Annotated in this window: 24 protein-coding genes and 3 pseudogenes; 14 read left to right on the top strand and 13 right to left on the bottom strand. The window is 53.7% G+C overall.

Going from position 1 to position 20035, the window contains the following annotated elements; all coding sequences use genetic code 11:
• Positions 1-252: 252 nt before the first annotated feature.
• From OL236_RS10800 to OL236_RS10785, 4 genes are all read left to right on the top strand, one after another.
• The gene (locus OL236_RS10800) at positions 253-1287 is read left to right on the top strand and encodes a M23 family metallopeptidase (RefSeq protein ID WP_009645282.1); all 1035 of its coding nucleotides are present in this window, start codon (positions 253-255) and stop codon (positions 1285-1287) included.
• A 300-nt stretch (positions 1288-1587) separates the two neighbouring features.
• Complete coding sequence (locus OL236_RS10795) at positions 1588-1947, top strand: cupin domain-containing protein (RefSeq protein WP_006192606.1); 360 nt, start codon at positions 1588-1590, stop codon at positions 1945-1947.
• A 123-nt stretch (positions 1948-2070) separates the two neighbouring features.
• Positions 2071-2430, top strand: a complete 360-nt coding sequence (locus OL236_RS10790; RefSeq protein ID WP_006192606.1) for a cupin domain-containing protein — start codon at positions 2071-2073, stop codon at positions 2428-2430.
• Between the two features lie 79 nt (positions 2431-2509).
• Positions 2510-2896, top strand: coding sequence for a desulfoferrodoxin family protein (locus tag OL236_RS10785; RefSeq protein ID WP_009645875.1), 387 nt, complete (start codon positions 2510-2512; stop codon positions 2894-2896).
• 58 nt (positions 2897-2954) lie between these two features.
• On the opposite strand, the gene OL236_RS10780 is transcribed toward OL236_RS10785, so the two are convergent.
• A complete protein-coding gene (locus tag OL236_RS10780; protein ID WP_265070615.1) occupies positions 2955-3704 on the bottom strand; it encodes a sulfite exporter TauE/SafE family protein in 750 nt (249 codons plus the stop codon).
• Between the two features lie 78 nt (positions 3705-3782).
• Positions 3783-5030 (bottom strand): threonine ammonia-lyase, encoded by a 1248-nt coding sequence (gene ilvA / locus OL236_RS10775; protein WP_009645863.1) that lies wholly within the window; start codon positions 5028-5030, stop codon positions 3783-3785.
• Between the two features lie 280 nt (positions 5031-5310).
• On the opposite strand from ilvA, the gene OL236_RS10770 reads away from it, so the two are divergent.
• From OL236_RS10770 to OL236_RS10750, 5 genes are all read left to right on the top strand, one after another.
• On the top strand, positions 5311-5748 hold the full coding sequence (locus OL236_RS10770; protein ID WP_009645881.1) for a universal stress protein: 438 nt from the start codon (positions 5311-5313) through the stop codon (positions 5746-5748).
• Positions 5749-5809: 61 nt separating this feature from the next.
• Positions 5810-6226 (top strand): universal stress protein, encoded by a 417-nt coding sequence (locus OL236_RS10765; protein ID WP_006192601.1) that lies wholly within the window; start codon positions 5810-5812, stop codon positions 6224-6226.
• Positions 6227-6384: 158 nt separating this feature from the next.
• Positions 6385-7662, top strand: a complete 1278-nt coding sequence (gene serS / locus OL236_RS10760; RefSeq protein WP_265070614.1) for a serine--tRNA ligase — start codon at positions 6385-6387, stop codon at positions 7660-7662.
• Positions 7663-7700: 38 nt separating this feature from the next.
• The gene (gene alr / locus OL236_RS10755) at positions 7701-8819 is read left to right on the top strand and encodes an alanine racemase (protein ID WP_265070613.1); all 1119 of its coding nucleotides are present in this window, start codon (positions 7701-7703) and stop codon (positions 8817-8819) included.
• Positions 8820-8971: 152 nt separating this feature from the next.
• Positions 8972-9100: a hypothetical protein gene (locus OL236_RS10750; protein WP_265070612.1), complete on the top strand. Its 129-nt coding sequence runs from the start codon at positions 8972-8974 to the stop codon at positions 9098-9100.
• A gap of 70 nt (positions 9101-9170) precedes the next feature.
• On the opposite strand, the gene OL236_RS10745 is transcribed toward OL236_RS10750, so the two are convergent.
• The 6 genes and pseudogenes from OL236_RS10745 to OL236_RS10720 form a co-directional block, all read right to left on the bottom strand.
• Positions 9171-9878 carry a nucleotidyl transferase AbiEii/AbiGii toxin family protein gene (locus OL236_RS10745; RefSeq protein ID WP_265070611.1) on the bottom strand — a complete coding sequence of 236 codons (708 nt, stop codon included), beginning with the start codon at positions 9876-9878 and terminating at the stop codon, positions 9171-9173.
• Positions 9838-10284, bottom strand: a complete 447-nt coding sequence (locus OL236_RS10740; RefSeq protein WP_265070610.1) for a hypothetical protein — start codon at positions 10282-10284, stop codon at positions 9838-9840. Before OL236_RS10740 ends, OL236_RS10745 begins: the two co-directional genes overlap by 41 nt.
• Before the next feature lie 511 nt (positions 10285-10795).
• A complete protein-coding gene (locus OL236_RS10735) occupies positions 10796-11158 on the bottom strand; it encodes a DUF86 domain-containing protein (RefSeq protein ID WP_106626985.1) in 363 nt (120 codons plus the stop codon).
• Positions 11155-11460, bottom strand: a complete 306-nt coding sequence (locus OL236_RS10730; protein ID WP_021684304.1) for a nucleotidyltransferase family protein — start codon at positions 11458-11460, stop codon at positions 11155-11157. The genes OL236_RS10735 and OL236_RS10730 overlap by 4 nt, the downstream gene beginning before the upstream one ends.
• Positions 11461-11573: 113 nt before the next feature.
• Positions 11574-12673: pseudogene (locus tag OL236_RS10725) on the bottom strand (YifB family Mg chelatase-like AAA ATPase).
• A 202-nt stretch (positions 12674-12875) separates the two neighbouring features.
• Positions 12876-13073 (bottom strand): hypothetical protein, encoded by a 198-nt coding sequence (locus tag OL236_RS10720; RefSeq protein WP_265070609.1) that lies wholly within the window; start codon positions 13071-13073, stop codon positions 12876-12878.
• 44 nt (positions 13074-13117) lie between these two features.
• Here OL236_RS10720 and OL236_RS10715 point away from each other — a divergent pair.
• Positions 13118-13564: pseudogene (locus OL236_RS10715) on the top strand (SDR family NAD(P)-dependent oxidoreductase); the annotation flags it as partial.
• Here the strand turns inward: OL236_RS10715 and OL236_RS10710 are convergent.
• The gene (locus OL236_RS10710) at positions 13565-13891 is read right to left on the bottom strand and encodes a WYL domain-containing protein (protein WP_265070608.1); all 327 of its coding nucleotides are present in this window, start codon (positions 13889-13891) and stop codon (positions 13565-13567) included. It lies immediately after the preceding pseudogene.
• Between the two features lie 141 nt (positions 13892-14032).
• On the opposite strand from OL236_RS10710, the pseudogene OL236_RS10705 reads away from it, so the two are divergent.
• Positions 14033-14620: pseudogene (locus OL236_RS10705) on the top strand (SAP domain-containing protein); the annotation flags it as partial.
• Positions 14621-15115: 495 nt separating this feature from the next.
• On the opposite strand, the gene OL236_RS10700 reads toward OL236_RS10705, so the two are convergent.
• Positions 15116-15307: a hypothetical protein gene (locus tag OL236_RS10700; RefSeq protein WP_265070607.1), complete on the bottom strand. Its 192-nt coding sequence runs from the start codon at positions 15305-15307 to the stop codon at positions 15116-15118.
• Between the two features lie 164 nt (positions 15308-15471).
• Here OL236_RS10700 and OL236_RS10695 point away from each other — a divergent pair, with 164 nt between their 5' ends.
• The 3 genes from OL236_RS10695 to OL236_RS10685 all read left to right on the top strand — a co-directional run bounded on the left by OL236_RS10695 (position 15472) and on the right by OL236_RS10685 (position 17301).
• Entirely contained in the window at positions 15472-16461 is a 990-nt protein-coding gene (locus OL236_RS10695) for a hypothetical protein (RefSeq protein WP_265070606.1), read from the top strand.
• Entirely contained in the window at positions 16416-16979 is a 564-nt protein-coding gene (locus OL236_RS10690; RefSeq protein ID WP_265070605.1) for a hypothetical protein, read from the top strand. Before OL236_RS10695 ends, OL236_RS10690 begins: the two co-directional genes overlap by 46 nt.
• A gap of 106 nt (positions 16980-17085) precedes the next feature.
• Entirely contained in the window at positions 17086-17301 is a 216-nt protein-coding gene (locus tag OL236_RS10685; RefSeq protein ID WP_265070604.1) for a hypothetical protein, read from the top strand.
• Positions 17302-17376: 75 nt separating this feature from the next.
• Here the strand turns inward: OL236_RS10685 and OL236_RS10680 are convergent, their stop codons facing one another.
• The 3 genes from OL236_RS10680 to OL236_RS10670 form a co-directional block, all read right to left on the bottom strand.
• Complete coding sequence (locus OL236_RS10680; protein WP_265070603.1) at positions 17377-17883, bottom strand: hypothetical protein; 507 nt, start codon at positions 17881-17883, stop codon at positions 17377-17379.
• A gap of 165 nt (positions 17884-18048) precedes the next feature.
• Positions 18049-19041 (bottom strand): hypothetical protein, encoded by a 993-nt coding sequence (locus OL236_RS10675; protein WP_265070602.1) that lies wholly within the window; start codon positions 19039-19041, stop codon positions 18049-18051.
• Between the two features lie 54 nt (positions 19042-19095).
• Positions 19096-19542 (bottom strand): hypothetical protein, encoded by a 447-nt coding sequence (locus OL236_RS10670; RefSeq protein WP_265070601.1) that lies wholly within the window; start codon positions 19540-19542, stop codon positions 19096-19098.
• Positions 19543-20035 lie beyond the last annotated feature (493 nt).

Below are 20035 nucleotides of genomic sequence, written 5' to 3'. Positions count from 1 at the left end.
TGAAAGTTTACCATGAAGCCCCGAGAGGTCAAGCCGAAGGCGCAGACCGATCGGCTAGGCTTCTGTAAGGCGTGAGGACATATGTACAGCGAGACTCCTTGATGACACCGTTGTCAGAAGCGGCGGTGGAAGCAAGTCCTGCCGCTTTGCTTCACGGCTGAACATGTGTCCTGAAAGTTTACCATGAAAGTCCAAGAAGTCAAGCCCAGAGGGCGCAGACTGATTGGTTCTTTCATGTAAGGGCGGCGCACAATGTCCACAAAGTGGACGTTTGTGCGTGTAGTTTGTTCAATGGAAGAGGGGTCTTCCGTGCAGTTTGGAGATGGGCTTTTGCATAAGGAAAATGGGTTCACCATCAAGATTGTGCCCGATGTTTCTGATACCATTCATACGATACATCTTTCAGCAAAGATGGCGAAGATTGGTATCATCTCTTTCGTCGTCGTTTTGCTGATTTCCTGTGTGACGCTGTCCTATTCGCTCTATACGACATTTTTCGTCAAGGGCGATGACGCCGAACTGGAAAAGATGCGTCAGATCAGCAATATGCAGCAGGAGCAGCTTTTGCAGCTTTCCAAGAAAGCGGATGGCCTGCAGCAGGAATTGGATGAATTGACACAGATGGAAAACGACTTGCGTCGCATGTCGGGGACAGTTGCAGCGCCCGATACGGCGGGAGCGCCTGCAGATGGAGCGGATGCTGCAGCAGGGGCACAGGACGGGCAGGGCGGACCAATTACAAAGCTGCAGGCGGAAAATGTCGATGCGGCGCTTGAAAATATCGAGAAACGCGTGGCTGTTCGCCGTGCCAGCCTGCAGCAGCTCAAGCAGGTTTTGGAGGCGCAGCAGCAGGAAATGGCCGCGCTTCTCCCTTATGGAAATACGCCCTATGCCTTGACCGGCATCTCCGTCACGATTCCTTCTATATGGCCTGCGCGCGGCGAGGTCAGTTCGCCCTTTGGTTTGCGTTGGAATGGTTCGGACTTCCACCCGGGCATTGACATCGCCAACGACTTCGGCACGCCGATCGTAGCGACAGCCGACGGCGTGGTGACAGACGCCGGCTGGAATGCCGGCGGCTATGGCAACAAGGTCGACATCGATCATGGAAATGGTATCATGACGCGTTACGGACACGCGCAGTCCATCGTCGTGCGCACAGGTCAGCATGTGCGGCGCGGCCAGATCATCGCCTATATGGGCAGCACGGGATTTTCTACAGGGCCGCATGTGCATTATGAAGTCCGCATCCACGGTGAACCTGTGAATCCGGCGCCGTATCTATAGAGGGCATTGCAGTGAGCGTATTCATTTTTGTATCAAGACAGTTTATATCTGTGGCGATACCAAACATAGAGGGATTATTTAAGCAGAAAGAGGAGGTTCGGAAAAGATGGAAGTAACCAAGGATTTTTCTACGCGTCATTGGAAGATTCACGAGGTGGCGAAGGCAGGCGACAAGGCGACAAAGACGGTCTTCTACACAACGGATTCGACGAGCGGTTCGGTCTGGCTCGTGAAGCCTGNATCTGTGGCGATACCAAACATAGAGGGATTATTTAAGCAGAAAGAGGAGGTTCGGAAAAGATGGAAGTAACCAAGGATTTTTCTACGCGTCATTGGAAGATTCACGAGGTGGCGAAGGCAGGCGACAAGGCGACAAAGACGGTCTTCTACACAACGGATTCGACGAGCGGTTCGGTCTGGCTCGTGAAGCCTGGACAGGAGGTCAAGGCGCATGAGCATCCGGCTGGTGATGACTTCTGGGTCTGTATCCAGGGGAAGGGTATATTCTTTCCGGAGCTTGGCAAGGAGGTTCCCGTCGAGAAAGGCGACCTCATCATCACGGGCAAGGGGACGTGTCACGGCCTGAGAAATACAGGCGAGGAAGATTTCATCTTTGTGAGCATCGTTGCACCAGTGCCGCCTGGATACAAGGAATTGTGAATGCAAGAAAAATATAGCCGTAGAAGATGAGACATGTTACAATATTGTATCAAGACAGTTTATATCTGTGGCGATACCAAACATAGAAGGATTATTTAAGCAGAAAGAGGAGGTTCGGAAAAGATGGAAGTAACCAAGGATTTTTCTACGCGTCATTGGAAGATTCACGAGGTGGCGAAGGCAGGCGACAAGGCGACAAAGACGGTCTTCTACACAACGGATTCGACGAGCGGTTCGGTCTGGCTCGTGAAGCCTGGACAGGAGGTCAAGGCGCATGAGCATCCGGCTGGTGATGACTTCTGGGTCTGTATCCAGGGGAAGGGTATATTCTTTCCGGAGCTTGGCAAGGAGGTTCCCGTCGAGAAAGGCGACCTCATCATCACGGGCAAGGGGACGTGTCACGGCCTGAGAAATACAGGCGAGGAAGATTTCATCTTTGTGAGCATCGTTGCACCAGTGCCGCCTGGATACAAGGAATTGTGAATGCAAGAAAAATATAGCCGTAGAAGATGTGATATGCTACAATATAAACAGGATTTTTTATCTTGAAGGAGGAGATATTATGGCAAAGAGGTTTTTCATTTGCAAGGAGTCGGGAGATATCGTCGGTCTGATTCATGACGGCGGCGGCAAGCTGTCTTGCTGCGGCGAGGATCTGAAGGAACTGAAGGCGAACACGACGGATGCGGCGCAGGAGAAGCATGTGCCCGTAGCGACGTACGACAAGGCGGCGCGCAAGGTTACGGTCGTCGTCGGATCGGTCGCGCATCCGATGACGCCGGAGCATCTGATCTCGTGGATTCACCTTGAGACGAAGAAGGGAGCGCAGATCTGTCATCTGACGCCTGAGGACAAGCCCGAGGCGGTCTTCTTCCTCGCCGAGGGAGATGAGCCGGTCGCGGTCTACGAGTACTGCAATCTGCACGGCCTTTGGAAGGCGGATCTCTGATTTCTGAGCTGTAAACAAAAAAAGAGTCGAGTCAAAGCTCGGCTCTTTTTTCGTTTGGTTATCCCTTCGATACGACGCTCCAGATCGTGTAAATGCAAGTGGCATAGAGGACGAAGAAGATCAGGCGGCGCAAGAGGCTCGTGGGGATGAAGCGCGCGAGCGCGTGCCCGAGGGAAAGTCCTGCGGCGAGGGCGGGAAGGAGGTAGATGAACTCGTGGACGGCAGCCGTCAGCGGGTGTCCGCCGATCAGGTAGCCGATGAGCGACGTCGAGTTGCAGCAAAGGAAGAAGACGAAGCATGTGGCGCGGAAGGTTTCGGCGCTCATTTTCGTGTAGGCGAGGTAGATGAGGAACGGCGGTCCCGCCATGCCCGTCGTCATGGAGGAGAAGCCCGAGCACATGCCCGTGATGATCGTGTTGCGCCTTGATTCTGGGATGTGACGATGCGAGATCTGCATGATGAGGAGCGAGAGGAAGACGACGGTGCTGATCCAGACCTTTAAGGTGTCGCTCGATACATAGTCGAAGACGAAAAAACCGATGGGGATGCCGAGCAAGACGCCGATTGCGAGGTGACCGATCAGAGGAAGGTTCGCCTTCTTGCGCATCAAATAGGCCTGCACGGTGTTGCCTGAGCATGCGAGAAGAAGCATGACGGGCACGACGATCTTCGGATCGTAGAAGAACATCAAGAGGGGCGCCGCCACGATGACGAGTCCGAAGCCCGTGATCGCCTGCAGGAAGGCGGCGAAAAAGATGGCGAGCAGGGGGCCTGTATGGGTCGCGAGCGCCGCAAGGTAATTTTCCATAAGGCAAAGTCTCCTTCATAAGCTACACGCACAAATGTCCGTGTTTTCATAGAAAGGAAAGTTTTTCAAGGAGCTGCGTCAATAGATCTTTGTGACGGGCAGCCCCTCTTTTTCCAAGGCGGCGGTCAGTCTTTCGATATGCTCGCGGTTGTGCGTCTCCACGGTGACTTCGAGCTGCACCTGCTGGAAGCTGTCGGTGACGCTCGCCTGGTTGTGGACGAGTTTGATGACGTTGGCGTGCTCACGCGCGACGATTTCTGCCACTTTGAGGAGCTGGCCGGGCTTGTCGGGCAGCTGCACGGCGAAGCAGAAGATGCGGCCGCGCGCGATGAGGGACTTGCTGATGAGCGCCGATATGGTCGAGATGTCGATGTTGCCGCCCGAGAGGATGGACACGACCTTCTTGCCTTGGAAGGGCAGCCGTGTGAGCGCCGCGAGCGAGAGGACGCCCGCGCCCTCGGCGATGAGCTTGTGCTTTTCGATGAGGAAGAGCAGGGCGCTCATGATCTCCATCTCGGAGACGGTGATGATGTCGTCGAGATACTTGCGGCAGAAGGCGAAGGTGAGGTCGCCCGGCGTCTTTACGGCGCATCCATCGGCGACCGTCTCGACAGAGGGCAGCGTCGAGACTTGCCCTCTGCTGAAGGAGGCGGCCATGCAGGCGGCGCCCATAGGCTCGACGCCGATGACTTTGACCTCGGGGCGCACGGATTTCGTTGCGAATGCCACGCCCGAGGCGAAGCCGCCGCCGCCGATGGGCACGAGGATGGCGTCGACATCTTTGAGTTCGTCGATAATTTCGAGCGCCGTCGTTCCCTGCCCCAAGAGCACGTCGCGGTCGTTGAATGGATGGACGTAGACATAGCCCTTCTCCGCCTGCAGTTCGAGCGAGCGCTTGTAGGCGTCATCGAAGGTGTCGCCTGCAAGCACGACTTCAGCGCCGTAGGAGCGCGTCGCCTCGACCTTGAGGAGAGGCGTTGTAGCGGGCATACAGATGACGGCTTTGACGCCGAGTCGCTGGGCAGCGAGCGCGACGCCCTGCGCGTGATTGCCGGCGGACGAGGTGATGACGCCCTTGGAGCGTTCCTCATCCGTCAGATGAGCGATCTTGTTGTAGGCGCCGCGCACCTTGAACGAGCCGGTGTTCTGAAGATTCTCGGGCTTCAGATAGACGTCGTTTTGGCTCAATGCGGAAAAAAAGGGGCTGTCGAGGAGCTGCGTTTTCTTCGTCACGCCGTCCAGGGTGCGTGCCGCCTCATATACGCCGGCAATGGTCGTTTCCTGCAGGATGGCGGAAATATCGTTCGCCGGTGAGTTCTTCTTCATGGAATTCCTCCTAGATTCATGCTCAATCGCATGTTCTGCGCATGGTCAAGGGCAGGGGCGTTTCATGCAACGCATTCCCCCCGGATCAGCGCGTTTGTCTGCGTTTCTATTATATCACGCGAAGGGTGCGATTGGCAGGTTTTTGCTTTGGAGTGTAGAGGAAAATCAGTGAAAATCAACGAAAAATTTCCAAAAAATTTCTAAAAAGGGAGAGGATTTTCCTTCTCTTTCACGAACTATACAGGTAGAAAGACAGACCATGGTGGAAGGAGGTGCCAAGGTGAAGGATAAGATGAAGTTCCTCGTGCCGGTGGACGGCTCGCTGCATTCCAAGAAGGCGTTGGAGATGGCGGTGAAGCTCGCAGAGCCGGTCGGAGCGCATATCGACATCCTCTTCGTGTCCTATTTCGAGAGGGAGACCGACGGCGACCCCGATCATCCGTCGTGGCTTCCTTTGAGCGTGATGGCGAAAGGCGTATCTTCCGCCGAGGAGGTCTTGGAAGAAGCGCGGAAGGAATTGCCCGCGGGCTTGGATGCCGAGAGTCATGTGGTGGTCGGCATGCCGTCCCGCAAGATTGTGGAATTCGCGGCGGCAAACGGGCACGATCTCATCATCATGGGTGGCCGGGGGCTTTCTCCTGTCACAGGTTTCCTGCTGGGCAGCGTGAGCCAGGAGGTCATGGAGGAGGCGAAATGCGCCGTCCTCATTGCCAAATGAGTCAAGGGCGGTGCATGGCGCAGCTTTGACAAAGGCTATTGGTAGAAGGAGGGTTTATACCATGTTGAAGAACATTCTCGTCCCCATTGACGGTTCGGAAGGCTCGGATCGCGCCGTAGCGGAGGCGATCAAGCTCGCGGAGGTTTGCGAGGCGAAGCTGAACTTCCTCTACATCGCGAATATCAACCAGCTCGCGATCAATGCCTGCTTGTCCGACGTGGTGCTTGAAGCGGTCACGAAGGCGGGCAACGTGATTCTCGATCGTGCCATGCAGATGGTGCCGTCGGGCATCAAGAAGGAAGCGTTCTCGGAGACGGGTTCGCCCGCCGTCGCCATCCTCGATTTCGCAGAGCACAGCGGCACGGATCTCATCGTCATGGGAAGCCGCGGCCTCGGTGTTGTCAAGGGCGTGCTTCTCGGCAGCGTGAGCCAGTACATCGTCGAGCAGGCGAAGTGCCCTGTGCTCGTCGTCAAATAGCGGCTGATTTTCCAAGGGGCTGTGGGGAAATGCGAAAGTATTTTCCCCATAGCTCCTTTTGTCGTCATAGGAACTTTGCCGTAAGCGCCTCGCCTGTGCTATAATACGAAGATAAAACGATTTGCGGCAGGCATTTTCTGCCGATGGGAGGATTCGACATGCTGGACATCAAATTTGTCAGGGATCATATCGACGAGGTGCAGGCGATGCTCGAAAAGCGCTGCAACCCGCTGAAACTGAGCGGCTTCAAGGAGCTTGAGGAGAAGCGCCGCACGCTCCTGCAGGAGGCGGAAGAACTCAAGGCGCGGCGCAACAGCGTGTCGAAGGAGATCGGCGCGAAGAAGAAGCAGGGCGAGGACGTCGCGGCGATCTCCGCCGAAATGCGCGAGGTCGGCAGGAAGATCGCCGATCTCGACGCTCGGACGCGCGAGGTGGAAGACGAGCTGCACACCATCCTCCTGAACATCCCGAACATGCCGAAGGACGACGTGCCCATCGGCAAGGACGACACGGAGAATCCCGAAGTGCGCCGCTGGGGCGAGCCGCGAACGTTCACCTTCGAGCCGAAGGCGCACTGGGATCTCGGCGCCGATCTCGAAATCCTCGACGCCGAGCGTGCGGCAAAGGTCACGGGCGCACGATTCACCTTCTACAAGGGACTCGGCGCTAGGCTCGAACGCGCCTGCATCAACTTCATGATGGATCTGCACGCGACGAAGCATGGCTACACGGAAATGCTCGCGCCCTACATCGCGAACGAGGCGAGCATGATCGGCACGGGGCAGCTGCCGAAGTTCGCCGAGGACATGTTCAAGCTCGAAGGTCTCGACTACTACCTCGTGCCGACGGCGGAAGTGCCGACGACGAACTATCACCGCGACGAAATCCTCGACGGCAGGAAACTGCCCGAGCGCTACACGAGCTACACGGCATGCTTCCGCGCAGAAGCCGGCAGCGCGGGGCGCGACACGCGCGGCCTCATCCGCCAGCACCAGTTCAACAAGGTCGAGCTCATCAAGTTCACGAAGCCCGAAGAATCGTGGGACGAGCTCGAAAGCATGGTCGATGCGGCGGAAGACGTGCTGCGTATTTTGGAGATTCCCTATCACGTCGTGCTCCTTTGCACGGGCGACATGAGCTTCACGTCGGCAAAGACATACGACATCGAAGTCTGGATGCCCGCGCAGAACACCTACCGCGAGATCTCCTCGTGCTCGAACTGCCTCGACTATCAGGCGCGCCGCGCGAATATCAAGTTCCGCCGCGAGCCGAAGGCGAAGCCTGAGTTCTGCCACACGCTCAATGGCTCGGGGCTTGCCGTCGGGCGCACGGTCGCGGCGATCCTCGAAAACTATCAGCAGGAAGACGGCTCCGTGCGCGTACCCAAGGCGCTCGTCCCCTACATGGGCGGCGTGGAAGTCATCGAAAAGCCGTGAGGGAACGGCACGACCATCAAAGCGAAGGGGGCTTTCCCATGAGCAAGCGTGCCGTCTGGGCTGAAATCAGTCTCGAAGCGATCCGGCACAATTACCGCGTGATCCGCGAGGCGCTCTGTGGCGGCGCAAAACTCTGCGCCGTCGTCAAGGCGAACGCTTACGGGCACGGCGCTCTCGCCGTCGCGAAGAAGGCTGTCGCGGCGGGCGCGTCGTACCTCGCCGTCGCCACGCTCTCAGAAGCCGCCGAGCTTCGCCGCGCGGGGATTGGGACGCCGCTCCTCGTCCTCGGACTCATCGACCCTCTTGAAGCCGCCGAAGCCGTCTCCCTCGATGCGACGCAGACCGTTGCGAATCTCGCGCTCGCCAAAGCCATTTCCGCCGAAGCCCTCGCGCAGGAAAAGACGGCGAAGCTGCACCTCGCCATCGACACGGGCATGGGGCGCATCGGCTGCACGAGCGAAGAAGCGCCTGCGCTCGCGCGTGACATCGCCGTCCTGCCGAACATTGAGCTGGAGGGCGCGTTCTCTCACTTCGCTATGGCGGATGTCCGAGACAAGGCGCACGCAAGAGGACAGCTTGCGCTCTTCCTACGTGCCACGGAAGCCATAGAGGAAGCGGGCGTTCATCTGAAGCTGCGCCATATCGCTGAGAGCGCGGCAATCCTCCAAATGCCCGAAGCGCATCTCGACATGGTGCGTGCGGGTATCATCCAGTACGGCATGTATCCGAGCGAAGAAGTCGCTCGCGACGTACGCGAGAAGTCGCCGCTTCGCCCCGCGATGGCGCTCAAGGCACGCGTGCTCTTCGTCAAGGACGTGCCGGAGGGCTTTGCCATCGGCTACGGCTGTACTTGGCACGCCAAGCGAAAGAGCCGCATCGCGACGCTCCCCCTCGGCTATGCCGACGGCTATATTCGCGCCCTCTCGGGCAAGGCGCACGTCGAAATCCTCGGCAAGATCGCTCCCGTCGTCGGGCGCATCTGCATGGATCAGTGCATGATCGACGTCACCGACATCGAAGGAGTCGCCGAAGGAGCGGAAGTCACGCTCTTCGGCTCGGCGACGCTCTCTGCCGACAATGTTGCCGCTTGGCTCGGCACAATCAACTACGAGATCCCATGTCTCATCGCATCGCGCGTGCCGCGCGTCTATATCTGAGCTTTCAGGACATACATTCAGCGGCGTCCCCTTTCGCTTGAAATGGGACGCCGTTTTTGTTTGACAAAGGGGCTCTAAACTATATGTTGCGGAGATACATTTTGTACCGACGTAACATAACATAAAAAAGATGTTACGGAGATACATTCTGTATGGAAAAAACAAATCCGATGCCGCCTCCTACCATGGAGATTGCAGAGAAGATCCGCAGATACTATCGACGAGCGTCGAAGAAATCTGGGGCGATCGTCAAAAACTCGCAGAGGACATCCGACGAGTGACTGAAGAAAAGGAGATAAAAGAGCGGGAGAAAGAGCAGGAACGCTATGCCAATACTGTCTATCAGGAGTTTCAGCGGCGCCGGTCCTCTTGTTCATCGTCCTCTTTTTCTGCATCCGTTTCCTTTGCAGAAAGAGTTTTCGCTTCCTCCTCTGAATAGAGAAGATCCAGCTTTTCAAACATATTCAGATAAAGTCCTGCCAATGTGTCCTTATCGATCAGTGCGTCGTCCTGCGTGGAAGTGACATAATCAAAATAATCAAAGCCTTTATAGGTCAAAGCGTCCTTCAGCTGCTCCTTTGCAGACTCCGACAAGTCCTCAAAGTATCGATCGCAAATGAAGCAAATGTCATAGAGATCACGGATCTTATCCCGTCCCTGGTACGCGCCTGTTTTCAACTGGCAAATTCGGTCGATTGTGTAGACCTCTATTCCATTCACGCGATGATGCGTATTCGCTGGAATGCTGCGGCTGCGATAGGAGATTTCGATTTTTAATGGTTTCTGTATGGATGGGTCATATGCCAGCATGAATCGCTCGACGGTTGGCGTATCTTTGGCGATACGGAAAGAAAATCCATGCTTTTGGGAATAACTTTCGATGAATCCCTTGAGACGCCGTTTCTCTCCATCCAAGTCAATATCCTCGGAAAACCGATCCAGTCCATAAGCAAGAAGAAGGCTCGTCCCGCCTTTCAAGATGAACGTATCGGTTTCCTTGTTGAGTTCTGTCAAGAAATTACGCATGATTTCTATATGACGCATTTGTGCGGTATTCATTCGCCTTTTGCTCCTTCCTGAAAAGAATCCACTTCATTCGATACTCTTTTTCCATGAATCGGTCGATGTCTGTCCAGTGCGCTGTCTTGTGCAGTTTCCAAACAGCGGAAAAAATATCTGCGTCATAAATATCCGTGCAGATATAATCGCGGCGCATGCCTTGTAAATTGGAGAAATCTCCCGCCAAGAGCAGATCAAGGCAGGCTCGGATGTGGTTTGCAATGTAGAAAGTCCCTTTTTTGCCCATAAGGCTTTGATGCCGTTCGATCCCTTCCGTGCCAAACGGCGATTTCTCCGTATTCCATAAGGGAATGTTTTCCCATGACAAAGACAGCGTATGCCAATCGCCGCTCGTTTCCAAACGGCACGGAATGTTGAGCGCATGAAGCCCCGATATGTATTTCATGACAACGCTCCTTTCCTATGGCGGGCAACCCTGCGCGTGCCATATCTTCTCTTCTTGTTCATATTATAGCATCTTCGTTGCCTTTTGGGCATTCGATTGTACAGAAGGGGATGGAAAGATTGCAAGTTTAATTATCGCATTTTTCTGCTAAAGGAAGATTGTATTTCTATTGTACCAAGAAGCGAGGTTTTACTATGAAAGTCCAAGAAGTCAAGCCCGAAGGACGCAGACTGATTGGGTAACTTTCATTAAGGGCGGTGCACAATGTCCACAAGGTGGACGTTTGTGCGTGTAGTTTACGCCTTTTTTATTTCCTGGGATATACGGTTTTCAATGAACTATACGGATTTTTTATGTGGGAAGTTTGAAGCGAATATTGCAAAGAGAACGGTCATGCGAGCATTTGGCTTGCACGACCGTTCTTTTTATTTTCCAGCTTCGTTTGAAAATTTTTTTCCAGGGAATCAAAGGATAACGCAATCAAGGATTCCTAGAGAATGGTCATTTGCTGTCATACAGCATCCGTATTCTCTTTTTCCGTCAAACACGTCTCTAACTGTCTTATCAAGATTGGTAATTCTTCAAAAACGACTTCCGCTATAATATTCCAGTTTGTTCCATCATAATCATGTACAAGACGATGCCGCAAGCCTGCGATCATCGCCCATGGAATTTCACTATGTTTCGCTTTATACTCCGGGGTCAAGTTATGGCTATGCTCCCCCATATTATATAGCGGCGTTGTGACAAGCCACTGCAACGGCAACTGTGTCATCAGTGCTTCTTTTTCAATGCTATTTTTTAGGATATATTCCTGCAGACGAGCGGCATAGTCATAGATCTTTTGAACTCTTTGTCGATCGGAATACTTCATGCCACCAAAACCTTTTCTTTCATAATTGTTTTGTAGAAATTACTGTCCGGGTTGACTTCACCGATCTCAAAAACATCTACTTTTTTCTCTAACGTTTCTCGCAAATCCTCTGCCAGAGCAAAAATCATTGTTCTCTTGAACTTTTCTCCACCGTAAACCAAAAAATCCAAATCACTGTTTTCATCTGCTTCACCTCTCGCATACGAGCCAAACAAATAAATTTCTTTCACACGGTATTTATCAGCAAGTGGTTTTACCTTCGCAACGATATGTTCCATTGTAAATACAGGCTTCTGCATCATAATCCCTCCTGTTCACTCATATCATTATATCACATAACCGCGCAGCTTTTCCTCTGATTGCCTACGATGCTGGCAAGAACCACGGTCAGTGTACTCTTCCTTCATGTTAAAATTTAGGCGGCATCTTGTTCATCATTACATTGTATCGTTATTGACGTTACGTCGTTCATTGCCACGACCAAAATGATACGAGAGGGAAACGTCAAAGTCGCATTGACGCGTGCCACGGTCACAGCACCGTCCTCCAACGGCTGACGCAGGACTTCCAGCGTCGACTTGCCGAACTCCGGCAGCTCGTCGAGAAACAGCACGCCGTGATGCGAGAGCGTCACCTCGCCCGGACGCGGGATGCTGCCGCCGCCGATCATCGCCACCGTCGAGGAGGTATGGTGCGGACTGCGGAAGGGACGCGTCGTCACAAGCCCCGTATCCTTGCCGAGCAGCCCCGAGATGCTGTAAATCTTCGTGATCTCAATGGCTTCTTCCTTTGTCAGCTCCGGCAAAATCGAACTCATCCGACGTGCCAGCATCGTCTTGCCCGAGCCCGGCACTCCGACCATGAGGACATTGTGTCCCCCTGCCGCCGCAATCTCAAGTGCACGCTTCGCCTGATACTGTCCCTGCACATCCGCAAAGTCATCGGTAAATGCAGCGTCCTTTTTCTGCTCTGTTCCTTGTGGCACGGCGGGAGTCAGCGTCTCCGTGCCTGTCAAATGACGTACAAGCTGCGCCAGATTCTCGACCGCATAGACCTTCAGCCCGTCAATAAGGAGTGCCTCGTCTGCATTGGACGGTGCAACGTAAAACTCCTTCACCCCATGTTCTCGCGCCGTAATCGCCATCGGAAGAATGCCGCTAATCGGTCGGCAGTTCCCATCGAGAGAGAGAGTTCCGCCGAGAAGAGCGCATTCTGCACCGCCGTCTCCGGAACCATACCGTAGGATGCAAGGAGACCAACCGCAATCGGCAGATCAAGCCCCGAGCTGTCCTTGCGTATGTCCGCAGGTGCAAGATTCACCGTCACCCGCTCCTGCCGCAGCTGCATACCGGAGTTACGAATCGCAGTCCGTACCCGCTCCTTTGACTCCTTTACCGACGTATCGGGAAGCCCGACCAGCTCAAAGCCCGGCAGCCCGGGCGACACATCCACCTCAACGTCGATAATCCGTCCATCGATCCTGAGGGTCGTCGCACCATAGGTCTTTGCAAACAACGGCCTTCCCTCCCACGTTTCAAATATAAGAAAATTATAACACAGGATAGGGGAAGGTGGCTAATGATTCTTTGCGAAAAAATTCCGCCTGTAGCGCCCCAACTACGGCGGAAAACTTTTCCAAAAACAGATGGTTTTACCCATGTACCATGACAACACCTTTTCTGCACATCTTATATGACACAGACATCTTTGCATCAAATCATTTTTCACTATTCTCCTCGATTGCCTCACAATAAAATGCGATCTTGGCATCGAGTGCCTCCATATGTGCGTGCAGCTTCTCCACCTCTGCCGCAAGATTGGCACGGTGCCCTATGAGCATTTCCATCCGCGCTGAAAGAGTATCGTCGCCCTCTGCCCGCAACGCAGCATAGCGCCGAATCTCCCGAATTGGCATTCCCGTCTCCTTGAGTCGCAGGATGAATGCTGCCCACGCAACATCTCGTTCTCTTTTCCACACTCTTCGTACGAGACTTCGCTGAGATAGAAGATACGCAGCTGATCAACATTTCCTCCGTCGGCGGCTACACCATTGTCCCAACTGCTGTCACCTACTGCGCGACAAAATTCTATGTCAGTGCATTCACCGAGGGACTCGCACATGAACTCATAGCACGCGGCGCGAAGCTCCGTGCAAAGCTCCTTGCCCCTGCTGCAACGCAGACCGAGTTCGGCGCAGTCGCGAACAACAACGCCGCCTATGACTATGACAAGGCGTTCGGCACCTATCACACAAGCAACCAAATGGCAGAGTTCCTTCTCGCCCTATACGATAGCGACCAGACAACCGGTATCGTTGATCGCGAGACCTTCGCATTTCGTTTGTGCCTGCCACAGTTTCCCTATGCGGGAGGTTCTGCACATAATCAAAATGTAGTCGATGAGTAATTAAGCCATCTCCTTATAATGCATCGTCAACGTACGTAGTCGTGTACGGATCACCTCTCTGAGTGCCATAGACTCGACCGTTTGAACTTCATCTCCATAGTGGATAAAGTAATCCGCGATAAACTCCTCCTCGCCCACATTGTAAAATCCATGGATATAGTACCGCCCATTCTCCTCCACAAGTCGCATGGATGGATAGTGTTCTTTATAAAAAATCTCGTCCTTTTGCTGTAATTTCGACAACAAAGGAGAGAGCATCTGCACGGCGATAAAGTTTCTCTGAGGGGCGTGTGCAAAGGACGAGAGAGGCATCCCCGCCACATCCATACACTCCTTCACCGCAGTGATGCGGCACACCGAAAAACACGCGCCTGCCCCATCTCGAAATCATGCGCTGTGTCATACCATAAATGTGATATAATGATAAACATCTATTTGTCTGACCTGCTATTTACGAAAGGAGATGTCATTATGACACAGCGTCCTGCATTTGATGAGATTCGCTCATATGAGGAGTTTATAAAATATTATTGGTATCGAACAGAACTCGTAGAGATTTGCAAAAAGATTGGAATTGCACACAGGGGGGTAAAAAAAGATCTCAATCACAACATTGCAGAATACTTTAAAGGGAACATAGTCAAAGCCACTCCCGAAAAAGAGCAGATGATATCATCTGGAGCGATTTCCTTGGACACACCATTACTTGCTTGCAACTTTTCGTTCAACACAAAGTTTAGAACATATTTCTCAAATCTGACGAGGGTTGCGCCCTTTAAATTTACAGCAGATATGGCGACCGCATGGCGAAAGGTGAAAGCGGATCACGACACATCGTTTACTATACAGGACATGTTGAATGTATATAAGGGGATATCGACGTATGCAAAGTATGATTCTTCTGTATGCGAATGGAACCGCTTCTTAAAAGATTTCTGCGCTGATCCCATAAATGACAAGTTCAAATCAAAATTAAAGGCAGCTGCTATCCTATGGCGAATTGTTCGTGATTCCGATCAACCTAAAATGTATTCACACACATTAGCGCAAGATTATTTAAAACTGATCTTGACAATATCACAGCGGCAGCAGATCGCAGCAGCAGCCGAAACCTACGCCGAAGTCGCGCAAGGTGCGGCAAGCGACAGCGATGAAACCCGTGCTGCCGTACAGGCGCTCCTCGACGCTGCCGCTAGGGCGCAGGGAGAAACCGAGCTTCGCCAGATCCTCTCCCGGCTCGAAGCCCTGCACGCGAGCGGCGCGACGCAAGTCTCCGCGCTCCTCGCTGCAAGGACGCACCTCCGGCGCGATCAGCAAGCCGAAGAACTCGACACAGAGATCGAGCGCCAGAAGGAATACGGAAAAGGCGAACTGCTCTTCGTCGATCCCTACAGCGAGGAACTGAAGAAAAGCTATCCTTATGAACGTGAAAAGCCAAAAGGCTTCGTGCCGTTCAAGTGAAGAACGAAAAAGAATCCCTCCGACGGCAATCCCGTCGGAGGGATTCTTTTTCGCTGTCTATATGTCCTGCACGGATTCATCCCTTTCTGGTCAGTCCATGACGCCCAGCTTGCGTCCCCATTCTTGAATCTCTTCCTGCGTCGGTGTTTCGTCGATCGGCCAGAAGTTCGGCGGACCCCAGTCATAGCCGAATTCCGCGACAACCTCGTCCATCGTCAGAACATCGCCCGCCATATCGGGATCGTTCAAATCATGCACCTGCGTGCTCGCCTGCTCTTTCATCGTCCGCGCTCCTTTTCGTCACAGCACCTGTTTCACTCCAAGTATACAGGAAAAATCGCCCTTTGGCAAAGCCTCGGAAAAAAATTCACACCCGTCGGAAAGTGTGCAGTATTTTGATACTGCAAGCATTTACAATAGAGGCAGAGAGAAAAGGAGGGACGGCGATGACGGAAGAATTGAAGGAACTGCTCGGCGAAGACGGCAGCCGCGTCTGCAAAGAGATCGAGAAGACGCTCGAAGGCGGCAATGCGAGGGCGAAGAGCGCCGCAAGCGTCGGCGCGGCGATCCTCGCCGCTCACGCCGCGACATGGGCAGAGCGCGTATCGCGTGCGACGGGGAAGCCGTTCACGGCAGAGGACTACATGAAGAGCGTGACGATCGAAGCCGACGGCACGGTGCAGGAAGGCGCACTCAACGCTTTGCGCTCAGGCGTTGATCTCGATGAGCGCGTTCCAGTGCTCGATATTGATGCCATGGACAATCGGCTGCGTGGTATGACAAATCAGCAAGCAGCGGCGTTCATTGCTCAGCTTGCACAGCAAAGCCCCATACTCATGCTTGATGCTTCGGCTAATGTTGGCATTTCGAGCAGACCTTATGGAAAGAGGCATGTTGTTCGCAATAAGGCGACGGATCGGCGCAAAAATCTTGTGGCTACGGGAAAAGTATTGAGTAACATGGAAGATTTCATAAAAAGTTCTGTCGTCATCGAGATCGCGCCAAATCGCAAAGCAGGAAGAAACCTCTCGGGCATGTCCGATGGACAAAAACGCGCACAACACCATAAAAATACGGTAAATGCGTATTATTACATCATGCTTCCCGTCAAGCACAATAACCAACTGAACACGCTTGTCTTGATTGCGGAGGAACGAAACGGCTGCCTTATTGGAGAAACAGCGCAAGTGGAGCTGTATCAAATCCAGTACGCAAATAAGGAGCGTGATCCCGCGTTGATGCCCACCCAACATAGGGTTAGCATAAACACGCGGCAACACGCTCTCACTACTGTTAGTATACGCGAAATGCTCGCCAGTGTCAAGGATGCCAACGGGAAAACTTACAAAAAGATGAGCGACACATCGCCTATTCCAGCAGAACGATTCAGATGCCAGCAGGAAAAACCATTCGTACCGCAGCAGCGTATTCCATAGAATCTTTGCTAAGAAATGCTGTTCTTATTGAAACCGTTCACAATACAAAAACAGCAAAAAAGCCATCAGTGCACGCCTATCATCGTCTCTATGTGCCTGTGAAAACAAAGAATACACTCGTAACCGTGCGTCTTGTTATGGAGGAACAAATAGATGGGCATGTCACTATTCCGCCGTATGAAGTCAATCTTTATGACATCATCATTGAAGACAAAAAGAAGACGCGCCCCCGATCAGGCTTAAAGCCCGTTGTTGGGGTAAACGCATCTCCTGATACCATTACTATACGCGAAATGCTCGCCGGTGTCAAGGATGCCGACGGGAAAACTTATTATCAGCAAGCGTGGCATGGCGCGGCGAAAGAATACGAAGATACGCCGTGGGCAATGGAATTCGCCGCACACACGACGTTTGAAAGACGTGAAGAAAAGGACGGCAAGGAAGAGAAGAAAGCCGAACGCAAGGAAGCCGCGCAAAGGTACACTGAAGACTACGAAGAAGCCGCCATGGCGCGATGAAGAATCAACAAAAAGAAGAGCCTCAAATGGCTCAGAACCCACGCGAACGAGTTTCGCGCGTCATCCGAAGCCATTGACGCTCTTTGTACATTCAGGCTCTTTGTCAATGGAAAATTTGATTTATGCAGACATGAAAAAGGTTGCCGAATTTCTAGCTCCTGCCGGGATCCAATTTCCCCTAGCAGCTAAAAAAGGCAACCTCATCAACTGCAGTATAAAGACCGAAGAAGATCTTGTCAAGTTCAAACTGCAAAAAGAAGAAGAAAAGAAAGGCCAAGACCTTTTACCAGTCCGCCGGGCTTCAATTGCCCCTGGAGGGTAAAAGGTTCTTTGACCTCTTTGGTTCTAGTATAAAGACCGAAGAAGATCTTGTCAACTTTATTTATACAACATCATATCAAGACGGGTATAAAAACAGGGCTTTCCGTGCAACAATGTATTGTGTCGCGCAGAAAGCCCCAATCGTACGGTCGTTCTTGGCAGACTGTTCGAGGCTCTCCTGCATACGCTCTGCTTGTGTCCATACAAGATCCATACATTGACGGCGCTGTTCCGGCGGCAGGGCGGGGAGATCCGCGGCGCGCAAACAGCGCGTCATGGCGCGGCGCAGCCCCAGCAGCGCGGCGATGACTTCGGATTCGTCCCGGGCGCGTCCCATGGCGCGGTCAAACGCGTCCGTCGCCGCGTTCATGCGTGCGTTGACGGCGTCCGTGAGCCGCGTCACGAACCGCACCGCGACGCCGGACTGCCATACGATCGTGCCCGCCCGCATGGCGGCGAGCACCTCGTCGTCGCTGCCGCCCTCTTTGAACCGGCGCAGGAGCGCCGCCCAGTCGGCATAGGTCGCGGGCGCCGTCATGTCCCTTTCCTGCGCATGGGGATGTGCGGCGGCAAGAGATCCCATGCGGGCAGACCCGCGGCAAAGACGCTCGGCGCATCCGCCTCCGCGAGCTGCGCGGCGGATGCCGCGGAGAGGGCATGTCGGCATAAAAAAGGAGCCGTAACGGCATCGTGCTTTTACACAATTTCGTTACAGCCCCTTTTTCATTTGGAATTACCGCGTGTTCGTTCAGCGTACCTTTTGCAGGAAGAGCCTCATGCCGTCGGTGACGTAGCGGTAAATCCTCTCGCTGGACGTCTCGTATGTCCCGCCGGCAGTCCGTGTGTAGATGTCCGTATGCGCACCTGCGCCAAGGCTCTTGACCTCGAGCCTGCCATCGGAGAGGAACCGGCGCTCTGAATACGGTTTTCCTATGCCATAGAACTCAGCGTCGTACATGGTAAATACGCGCGTATTCGTGTCATAGGTGAACGCCGTCCAATCCTCTCTGTCATTCGCATTGACAATCATGTAGAGCGCACTCTTCGGCGGACTTGCCGTATTCGTCTGCGGCGCCGCGCTCGGCGTCGTCTCTATCTCGGTCAGCTGCCGCGGCTGCGTTTTGCGCAGGGTGAAGTTCCACATCGTCCCGACGTTCGGCACCTGCGAGGTATAGGGATATGTAATCCCCTGCTCCAGTCCCGCCACACTGTTATCGAGGACAATCCGCAGCCCCGCCATGATGTACGGCGGCAGCTTGCGCTCTCCGACGCCCGGGATATAGGCGATGAAGTCGCCCGATTCCTGTCTTTCATATTCGCCGTCGAAGATGCTGTCCTTGTCGACCAGGTTCGTTACATAGACGCTGGCGCCGCCCGGACGGTACTGAATCCGCTGCGTCGGACCCGCCTCATTGTAGATCGTAAAGGTTCTGGAATGGTCGAAATCAAATGTGACGTCCCATCCCGACTGCGCCTCGTCCACGATCTCATATCGCCCCTGCTGCGGCGTAGGCGGAACGACGGTCAGCCCGCCGCCGCTGCTCCCGCTGGAAGACGATGCGCCGTACGCGCCGCCCTGCGGCGGCGCATAGCGTTTTAATATGTAGGTGCCCTCGGGCGTCGTGAACCGCGTCTCGCCGATGTCTCCCTGATAGAGCGCGGCAAGCGCCGTTCCGCCCTGCATGAGTAGGACGGCGAAGGCAAGGCAGAGCGCCGTCATCCATGTTTTCAAAAGTTTCATTGTTTCACTCCTCATGTTCCTTCATCTCCTGATCATCATCTTCGGAGGTCGACATTATCTTCTCCCCCAAATCCACACGTTCACAGCCCCCGCCAGCACCCCGATACTGAGCGCCGCAAGGACGTCGGCCGCATATGCGTAGGAGCAGGCGAACAACAGCGACGCGAGCAGCAGGCCTCCGATGCCTACGGTCGCCATCCCCTTCTCCGGCAGTCTGCCCGCGCGCGCAAGCCGGACAACATACAGGGTCATGAGCGCCAACAGCATCTTCACCGCAATCTTCGCGCCCCACATCGCAAATTTCGCCCATGCGGACGCGCTGGCCGTTTCCGGCAAGCCGTACACAAACGCGGCCATACAACCATAAAGACCGAACATCGCCACCAAAAGGGCAAGGAATTTAGGATGCTCCTCTTTCGGCGCATGGTTCAAGGTAAATTGCCATAGATAGACAAACGCAAACACCGGTATAGAAATTTGGAACATCACACCGATATCCATCGACGCCCCGCCTCCTTTCATCTGCACGTCTTTTCATACACGGAAAGTCCTTGGACTATGGATATAGTTCTCCCCCCCCCCGTGGATTCTCCTGCCTATACGAAAAATATTTTTTTAAATCGACACAATTTTGTATCCTGTACAGATGCGCGCCCGGATTGCGTGGAAGGATACGCCGCCACACATTGATGTTGTATAAATAAAGTTGACAACTTCTTCGCAAGGATTTTTGATAAAGTCAAAGAGGAGAAGGAGAGGTCAAAATGGCAACAAACAGGCAATACGATCACGAGTTTAAGGTGCAGGCAATCAAACTGGCACAGGAAATTGGCCAGGTGAAAGCCGCCAAAGAGCTAGGGAATCACTGATAAATTCAGCCACCCATCTTCACGCATCTGCGCTGTCCTCTCGTCGTCGACAAATCCTCGACGTAGCACCGCTACGCCTCCGGTTTGTCTCCTCGATAGATACAGCGCATCTGCGCAAATCTGGG

Source organism: Selenomonas sputigena (assembly GCF_026015965.1).
Lineage (GTDB): Bacteria > Bacillota > Negativicutes > Selenomonadales > Selenomonadaceae > Selenomonas.
The sequence above is the reverse complement of the archived record's forward strand: the minus strand, read 5'-3'. Positions and strand labels throughout refer to the sequence as shown.

What these genes read in the sequence shown, in the direction of transcription:
- OL236_RS10800 (WP_009645282.1), top strand. Translation starts at nt 253, where the DNA reads ATGTCCACAAAGTGGACGTTTGTGCGTGTAGTTTGTTCAATGGAAGAG.
- OL236_RS10795 (WP_006192606.1), top strand. Translation starts at nt 1,588, where the DNA reads ATGGAAGTAACCAAGGATTTTTCTACGCGTCATTGGAAGATTCACGAG.
- OL236_RS10790 (WP_006192606.1), top strand. Translation starts at nt 2,071, where the DNA reads ATGGAAGTAACCAAGGATTTTTCTACGCGTCATTGGAAGATTCACGAG.
- OL236_RS10785 (WP_009645875.1), top strand. Translation starts at nt 2,510, where the DNA reads ATGGCAAAGAGGTTTTTCATTTGCAAGGAGTCGGGAGATATCGTCGGT.
- OL236_RS10780 (WP_265070615.1), bottom strand. Translation starts at nt 3,704, where the DNA reads ATGGAAAATTACCTTGCGGCGCTCGCGACCCATACAGGCCCCCTGCTC.
- ilvA (WP_009645863.1), bottom strand. Translation starts at nt 5,030, where the DNA reads ATGAAGAAGAACTCACCGGCGAACGATATTTCCGCCATCCTGCAGGAA.
- OL236_RS10765 (WP_006192601.1), top strand. Translation starts at nt 5,810, where the DNA reads ATGTTGAAGAACATTCTCGTCCCCATTGACGGTTCGGAAGGCTCGGAT.
- serS (WP_265070614.1), top strand. Translation starts at nt 6,385, where the DNA reads ATGCTGGACATCAAATTTGTCAGGGATCATATCGACGAGGTGCAGGCG.
- alr (WP_265070613.1), top strand. Translation starts at nt 7,701, where the DNA reads ATGAGCAAGCGTGCCGTCTGGGCTGAAATCAGTCTCGAAGCGATCCGG.
- OL236_RS10750 (WP_265070612.1), top strand. Translation starts at nt 8,972, where the DNA reads ATGGAAAAAACAAATCCGATGCCGCCTCCTACCATGGAGATTGCAGAG.
- OL236_RS10745 (WP_265070611.1), bottom strand. Translation starts at nt 9,878, where the DNA reads ATGAATACCGCACAAATGCGTCATATAGAAATCATGCGTAATTTCTTG.
- OL236_RS10740 (WP_265070610.1), bottom strand. Translation starts at nt 10,284, where the DNA reads ATGAAATACATATCGGGGCTTCATGCGCTCAACATTCCGTGCCGTTTG.
- OL236_RS10735 (WP_106626985.1), bottom strand. Translation starts at nt 11,158, where the DNA reads ATGAAGTATTCCGATCGACAAAGAGTTCAAAAGATCTATGACTATGCC.
- OL236_RS10730 (WP_021684304.1), bottom strand. Translation starts at nt 11,460, where the DNA reads ATGATGCAGAAGCCTGTATTTACAATGGAACATATCGTTGCGAAGGTA.
- OL236_RS10720 (WP_265070609.1), bottom strand. Translation starts at nt 13,073, where the DNA reads ATGCCAATTCGGGAGATTCGGCGCTATGCTGCGTTGCGGGCAGAGGGC.
- OL236_RS10710 (WP_265070608.1), bottom strand. Translation starts at nt 13,891, where the DNA reads ATGGATGTGGCGGGGATGCCTCTCTCGTCCTTTGCACACGCCCCTCAG.
- OL236_RS10700 (WP_265070607.1), bottom strand. Translation starts at nt 15,307, where the DNA reads ATGAAAGAGCAGGCGAGCACGCAGGTGCATGATTTGAACGATCCCGAT.
- OL236_RS10695 (WP_265070606.1), top strand. Translation starts at nt 15,472, where the DNA reads ATGACGGAAGAATTGAAGGAACTGCTCGGCGAAGACGGCAGCCGCGTC.
- OL236_RS10690 (WP_265070605.1), top strand. Translation starts at nt 16,416, where the DNA reads ATGCCAGCAGGAAAAACCATTCGTACCGCAGCAGCGTATTCCATAGAA.
- OL236_RS10685 (WP_265070604.1), top strand. Translation starts at nt 17,086, where the DNA reads ATGGAAAATTTGATTTATGCAGACATGAAAAAGGTTGCCGAATTTCTA.
- OL236_RS10680 (WP_265070603.1), bottom strand. Translation starts at nt 17,883, where the DNA reads ATGGGATCTCTTGCCGCCGCACATCCCCATGCGCAGGAAAGGGACATG.
- OL236_RS10675 (WP_265070602.1), bottom strand. Translation starts at nt 19,041, where the DNA reads ATGAAACTTTTGAAAACATGGATGACGGCGCTCTGCCTTGCCTTCGCC.
- OL236_RS10670 (WP_265070601.1), bottom strand. Translation starts at nt 19,542, where the DNA reads ATGGATATCGGTGTGATGTTCCAAATTTCTATACCGGTGTTTGCGTTT.